The sequence below is a fragment of the Pontimicrobium sp. MEBiC01747 genome, from assembly GCF_053601635.1.
Genome location: NZ_JBSHNS010000408.1, coordinates 1 through 2,500, shown reverse-complemented (window position 1 = coordinate 2,500; position 2,500 = coordinate 1). Strand labels below are relative to the sequence as shown.

The 2,500-nt window shown below is 44.0% G+C and carries 1 protein-coding gene and 2 rRNA genes (1 of these 3 cut by a window edge); all 3 read left to right on the top strand.

The features are described from left to right. Positions 1-1,799 (top strand): 23S ribosomal RNA (locus ACVC2P_RS13045) (it extends 1,022 nt beyond the left edge of the window). Between the two features lie 123 nt (positions 1,800-1,922). Then, positions 1,923-2,030, top strand: a 5S ribosomal RNA gene (gene rrf, locus ACVC2P_RS13040). 187 nt (positions 2,031-2,217) lie between these two features. Continuing rightward, positions 2,218-2,500, top strand: a 283-nt coding sequence (locus ACVC2P_RS13035; RefSeq protein ID WP_452598900.1) for a hypothetical protein, incomplete at its 3' end; no start/stop codon positions are given.

The following is a 2,500-nucleotide window of genomic DNA, read 5'->3' as shown; positions in this document are numbered from 1 at the left end:
AAGGTCCCCAAATGTATGTTAAGTTGAAAAAACGAGGTTGAACTGCTTAGACAGCTAGGATGTTGGCTTGGAAGCAGCCATTCATTTAAAGAGTGCGTAACAGCTCACTAGTCGAGCGGTTCGGCATGGATAATAATCGGGCATAAACATACTACCGAAGCTATGGCATCTTTAAGATGGGTAGGGGAGCATTCTATAGGCGTTGAAGGTGTACTGCGAGGTATGCTGGAGCGTATAGAAAAGAAAATGTAGGCATAAGTAACGATAATGCGGGCGAGAAACCCGCACTCCGAAAGACTAAGGTTTCCTCAGCTATGCTAATCAGCTGAGGGTTAGTCGGGACCTAACGCGAACCCGAAAGGGGTAGTGGATGGACAACAGGTTAATATTCCTGTACCTGCTCACACTAAAAGTGACGGAGGCGAATAGTTAGTGCGCACAGACGGAATTGTGCGTTGAAGAGAGTGGTAACACCTCGATAGTACACTAAGGCTACGGCCGCGGTGATAATCTAGCGAATCGACTTCCAAGAAAAGCGAGTGAAGCAGCCCGTACCCTAAACCGACACAGGTAGTTGGGATGAGAATTCTAAGGAGCTCGAGAGATTCATGGCTAAGGAACTAGGCAAAATCGACCCGTAACTTCGGGAGAAGGGTCGCCACACTTCGGTGTGGCCGCAGTGAAAAGGTCCAGGCGACTGTTTATCAAAAACACAGGGCTATGCTAAATTGAAAGATGACGTATATGGCCTGACACCTGCCCGGTGCTGGAAGGTTAAGTGGAGGAGTTAGCTTCGGCGACGCTCTCAAATGAAGCCCCAGTAAACGGCGGCCGTAACTATAACGGTCCTAAGGTAGCGAAATTCCTTGTCGGGTAAGTTCCGACCTGCACGAATGGTGCAACGATCTGGACACTGTCTCAGCCATGAGCTCGGTGAAATTGTAGTATCGGTGAAGATGCCGATTACCCGCTGTGGGACGAAAAGACCCCGTGCACCTTTACTATAGCTTAGTATTGGTTTTGGATAAGTAATGTGTAGGATAGGTGGGAGACTTTGAAGCGGCGTCGCTAGGCGTTGTGGAGTCATTGTTGAAATACCACCCTTTGCTTATCTAGAGTCTAACTTTCTTTTGAAAGGACAGTGCTTGGTGGGTAGTTTGACTGGGGTGGTCGCCTCCAAAAGAGTAACGGAGGCTTCTAAAGGTTCCCTCAGCACGCTTGGTAACCGTGCGTAGAGTGCAATGGCATAAGGGAGCTTGACTGAGAGACCTACAAGTCGATCAGGTACGAAAGTAGAGCATAGTGATCCGGTGGTTCCGCATGGAAGGGCCATCGCTCAAAGGATAAAAGGTACGCCGGGGATAACAGGCTGATCTCCCCCAAGAGCTCACATCGACGGGGGGGTTTGGCACCTCGATGTCGGCTCGTCACATCCTGGGGCTGGAGAAGGTCCCAAGGGTTGGGCTGTTCGCCCATTAAAGTGGCACGCGAGCTGGGTTCAGAACGTCGTGAGACAGTTCGGTCTCTATCTACAGTGGGCGTTAGAAATTTGAGTGGATCTGACTCTAGTACGAGAGGACCGAGTTGGACTAACCTCTGGTGTATCTGTTGTTCCGCCAGGAGCATTGCAGAGTAGCTACGTTGGGAAGGGATAAGCGCTGAAAGCATATAAGCGCGAAACCCACCACAAGATGAGATTTCTTTAAAGGGTCGTGGAAGATTACCACGTTGATAGGTCATAGGTGTAAAGGCAGTAATGTCATAGCCGAGTGATACTAATAACCCATAGGCTTATTGTACGCCTGTTTTTTTACTAAGTTCAATAGTTATTATTACGATACAAGATTTATCTATTTTTTTTCAATATGTTATTATATACGGTTAAGTGTTTATAATAAATATAGCACATACACCGAAAGATTTAAGGTGATTATAGCGATGGGGCTCACCTCTTACCATTCCGAACAGAGAAGTTAAGCCCATTAGCGCCGATGGTACTACAATCGTGGAAGAGTAGGTCGTCGCCTTTTTTAAAGCGCTTTAGTAATTAATACTAAAGCGCTTTTTTTATATAATAAATCCTCAACAAATATCTTTTTGTTGAGGGTTTTTTATTACTCTCTTTCTTTTCCTTTTTTTTTAATTAAACTATATTTATATATAGAAAATAAACGCTATAAGTTGAGTTTATACAATAGTTGTGCTTAATATGAGAAAATGAGTGAAAGACCAAACTTTGGAGTTTTTAATGATTTTTGGAACGGACATCCAAATCATTTACCGTTAATGAATCTTCACGTTGACAGTAATCAAACAGCCGAATGGAATTTAAATAAAAGTTTAGAAAGGCTCGATTTGATTTGTGATAATATTGACCAAGAATTAATTATCGAAGGAATTCATAAACTTCTAAATGACGAAAATTGGCGACCACATTTAGTTGCAATAATGGCTTCTTTCAAATTAACACATTCAGAACAAAAAAAGCTGATTCCTGAAC